5 protein-coding genes are annotated in these 4,026 nt (G+C 63.6%); 1 reads left to right on the top strand and 4 read right to left on the bottom strand.

The features are described 5' to 3' along the window. The 4 genes from WCB02_RS38910 to WCB02_RS38895 all read right to left on the bottom strand — a co-directional run. Positions 1-656 (bottom strand): amidohydrolase family protein (locus WCB02_RS38910; protein WP_423967570.1); only part of this gene is annotated, 656 nt, incomplete at its 3' end. Continuing rightward, positions 653-1,453 (bottom strand): ABC transporter permease, encoded by an 801-nt coding sequence (locus WCB02_RS38905; RefSeq protein ID WP_423967567.1) that lies wholly within the window; start codon positions 1,451-1,453, stop codon positions 653-655. The genes WCB02_RS38905 and WCB02_RS38910, both read right to left, overlap by 4 nt. Continuing rightward, complete coding sequence (locus tag WCB02_RS38900) at positions 1,450-2,259, bottom strand: ABC transporter ATP-binding protein (protein ID WP_423967565.1); 810 nt, start codon at positions 2,257-2,259, stop codon at positions 1,450-1,452. The genes WCB02_RS38905 and WCB02_RS38900 overlap by 4 nt, the downstream gene beginning before the upstream one ends. Positions 2,260-2,318: 59 nt before the next feature. Then, on the bottom strand, positions 2,319-3,314 hold the full coding sequence (locus WCB02_RS38895; RefSeq protein ID WP_423967563.1) for an ABC transporter substrate-binding protein: 996 nt from the start codon (positions 3,312-3,314) through the stop codon (positions 2,319-2,321). A 263-nt stretch (positions 3,315-3,577) separates the two neighbouring features. On the opposite strand from WCB02_RS38895, the gene WCB02_RS38890 reads away from it, so the two are divergent. Continuing rightward, positions 3,578-3,970 (top strand): RidA family protein, encoded by a 393-nt coding sequence (locus WCB02_RS38890; protein ID WP_423967561.1) that lies wholly within the window; start codon positions 3,578-3,580, stop codon positions 3,968-3,970. Positions 3,971-4,026: the final 56 nt, after the last annotated feature.

Here is a 4,026-nt window from a genome sequence, read left to right as displayed (position 1 = left end):
AGTTCGCCGGGATCGAGCGACCAGGTCGGCGTGGTCGGCGCCAGCGCGACCTGGGTCAGGCTTCCCGGCGAGGTGTCATGAAAGCGCTGGGCGCAGGCCTCGACCGATTGCAGCATGCGGTCCAGCGACTCGACCGGCATCGGCGGAAACTCGTCGGTATCGAAATGACGCGCGATGGTGGCGCCGCCGCGGCAGAACACCAGGCGGATGCCGAGGCTGCGCACGACCTCGAAGATCACATGCGCCGGATCGAACCGGAAACTGTCGCTGAAGAGATAGTGATGGTCGGCAGCGGTCGTCGTTCCCGACAGCAGCAATTCGCTCAGGCCGATCCTTGCTGCGACCGCCAGCGCCTCCTCGTCGACCTTCGACCAGAACGAATACGGCACCGAGCGCAGCCAGCCGGCCAGCGGCAGATTGATGCCGGCCGCAACGCCCTTCATCACGCTCTGGAACAGATGGTGATGTGTCGATATCAGCCCGGGATAGACCACGCAGCCGCCGGCATCGAGCCTGGGCTCGTCCGGCTCGGCCGTGAGCGCGCCGATCTCGACAATCACGCCGTCGCGAATCCGGATCGCGCCCGAGGCCCGCATCGCGGCGCCCGGGCGTCCGGTGAAGATCCCGGCGGCATTCTCGATCAGCATGGCGGTCATGTCTCCGGCCTGATTTCGCTTTCGTGCCAGTTCGACAGCGCGAGTTTTGACAGCACGACCATGGCGCCAAACAGCAGGACGCCGGTCAAGGTGATCAGGAACAGCGCCGCGAACATGCGGGGAATATCGAGCGTGAACCCGGCATCCAGGATCTCATAGGCGAGGCCCGACGATCGCCCCCCGGTGCCGGCGACGAACTCGGCCACCACAGCGCCGATCAGCGCCAGGCCGCTGGAGATGCGCAAGCCGCCGAAAAAGTAAGGCAGCGCGCCGGGGATCCGGAGCTTGATCAGCGTCTTCAGCCGCCCCGCCCGGTTCATGCGAAAATAGTTCGCCAGCCCTGGATCGACGCTGCGCAAGCCCAGCGTGGTGTTGGAAATGATCGGAAACAGCGCCACCAATGTGGCGCAGATCGTCAGCGAAGCTTGCGTGTTCTTGACCAGGATAATGATGAGCGGCGCGATGGCGACGACCGGTGTCACCTGCAGCAGTACGGCATAGGGAAACAGGCTGACCTCGATCGCCCGGCTCTGCACGAACATGAAGGCGACCAGCGTGCCGATCACGACGGCTGCCGCGAACGCCTGCAGGGTCACCCGCAAGGTCACCCCCAGCGCCCGCAGCAATGACGGCCAGTTGTGGACGAAGCTTACGAAAATGTCGCTCGGCTTCGGGAACAGATAGACCGGCACCGACGCCAGCCGGAAACCGACTTCCCACACCACGAACAACACGACGCCGACCGCAAGCGGCGCTGCGATCCGCACAAAGGTTTCCGATTCGAGCAGCGGCTTCATGACACGGCACCGGATGCGGCCGGAAGCGAGGCCTCGGCCAGCCACGTCGACAATTCGCGGCAATAGGCCGCGAATTTCGAGCTGTCGCGAAAGCCCTCGTCGCGCGGCTGCGGCTCATCGATCGTCATGGTCCGGAAGATACGGCCGGGATTGGCAGCCATGACGACGATTCGGGTCGACAGGAAGACGGCCTCATAGATCGAATGGGTGACGAACACCGTCGTCAGTTTGCCCTGCCACCACAGCCGGATCAGGTCGGCGTCGAGCCTGTTGCGGGTAAACTCGTCGAGCGCGCCGAACGGCTCGTCCATCAGCAGCAGATTGGGCCTGGTCACCAGCGCGCGGGCGATCGAGACCCGCATCTTCATGCCGCCCGAGAGCTGGCGGGGATAGTGCCGGGTGAAAGCGGATAGCCCGACGCGTTCGATCGCCTCGGCCGCGCGGGGGGCGGCTTTGGCCCTGGGGACATCAGCGAGTTCCAGCGGCAGCCTTACATTGGCGTCCACCCGCGCCCACGGCATCAAGGTCGGCTCCTGAAACACGAAGGCGAAGCGCCGGCCGTCCTGACCGACGCTTGCGAAATCGCCGCGCCACCACAACAGCCGTCCGTCCGAGGGCTCAAAGAGATTGGCGATCAATTTGAGCAGCGTGCTCTTGCCGCAGCCCGACGGGCCGATCAGCGTCAGGAACTCGCCATCAGCGATGACGAGATCGATCGGCGCCAGCGCGCGCGTTCCGTTCGAGAAGACTTTCTCGGCGGACAGCACCTCCACCGCCGGCGGCCGATCGCCGGCCGTCGTTATCATCTTATTCTGCGCGTTGTCATCAAACGGCTCGCCGGACAGGAGGACGTTCATCGCCGTTGCTATTGCACCCCGATCTTCAGATCCTTGACGAAACGCGTATCATAGGCCTTGTGCCAATCCACCTTGGGATCGAGCAGGCCGCCCGCAACCAGGAAATCGTAGATCTGCTTGTAGCGCTCTGACGTGATGACCCCGATGCCCAATGTCGCGGCGTCGCCGCCATCGATCGCCTTGTTCTGTTTCAGCTTCTCGATTGCGAAGGCGATCTGTCCGTCGGTCATCTTGGGATTGTCCGCCTTGATCAGGGCATTGGCCGGCGCGGGATCCTTCACGTAGTCGCGCCAGCCCTCGAGCGAAGCTTTCACGAATCGGGCCACCACATCCGGCTTTTCGGCAATCATCCTCTCGGTGGTGACGATGGTCGAGCCATAGGGCGGATAGCCGCCATCGGCCAGCAGAAAGAACTTCACCTTCTCGTTCTGCTGCTCGGCCTGATACGGCTCGGACGACGGATAGGCCTGCTGGGCGACGTTCTTGTCGGCGAAGAACGGCTGCAGGTTGAAGGTGTAGGGCCGGATCTGGTCGTCGGTGAAACCATATTTGGCGCGCAGCCACGGCCAGAATGTCACCCGCGACGACCCCGCGATCAGGATCGGCTTGCCTTTCAGGGCGGCGATATCGGCGACGTCGTCATGGGTCATCAAGCCCTGCAGGTCGAACTGGAACGAGGACGCGACCGTCACCAGCGGCAGGTTCTGCTCGCGGCCCTTCAGGACCTGGATGTCATAGCCCATCATGAAATCGGTCTCGCCGGCGAGCAGCAGCTGCGAGCCGTTGACCTGCGGCCCACCCATCTTGATGGTGACGTCGAGACCGGCCTTGTCGTACAGCCCGGTCGCCTTGGCCTCATAGAAGCCGCCATGTTCGGCCTGGGCGAACCAGCTGGTCAGGAAGGTTACCTTGTCGGCGGCGAACGCAGGCGAGAGCGTGGCAAACAGCGCACCAGCGCCGGCCATGGCAATTGCGATCCTGCGCGGCAACAAGTTTTTGGCCATTCGCGGTCCTTCGTTTCGAGCTGGCATCTCGCCGGCGATCCCGATGTGTGAGGCTCGACACTGCATCACGCGATCCGCCTTTAGTTTCAGGATGCACGTCCCGCCTGTCATCTCAAAGCATTTTAATTCGTTCTATCCGTTGCCTTTCCGGCAACGGGCGGCGCAGGCATTCGTGCGAAGCGTGTCGATCGCACGACTTCGCCAATGCGCGGCCGCGACAATTGACCTAACATGTCCGCCGCGGTTCCCGCTGCTCAATGAGGATGACCTTGCGCGCACTTGCTCCAACATCAATCCCGCCGCCCCTGGCGCGCTACAGCCACGGCATCGCCGTGCCGGCCGGTCAACGGCTGGTCGTCACCTCCGGCCAGCTCGGGATCGCTGCCGACGGCACAATCCCCGGCGACGGCGAGGCGCAGGCTGATCTCTGCTTCGCCAATATCGCCGCCATCCTCGCCGAGGACGGCATGACCCTGGCAAATATCGTGCGCCTCAACGCCTATGTGACGGCGCGCGAGCACATGGCCGGCTACATGCGCTCGCGCGACAAGCAATTCTCGGGCACGCCGCCCGCCTCCACTCTGATCATCGTTTCCGGTTTCACACGCGCGGAATTTGTCGTCGAGATCGAAGCGATCGCGGCGGCGCCAGGCTAGGTTGAGCGATTCCGAAGTTCGAATCATATCAGGCGTCGTTTGCTCGGGTGACTATC

It is taken from the genome of Bradyrhizobium sp. (assembly GCF_049581145.1).
GTDB lineage: Bacteria > Pseudomonadota > Alphaproteobacteria > Rhizobiales > Xanthobacteraceae > Bradyrhizobium.
This window is presented reverse-complemented; position numbering and strand designations above follow the sequence as displayed.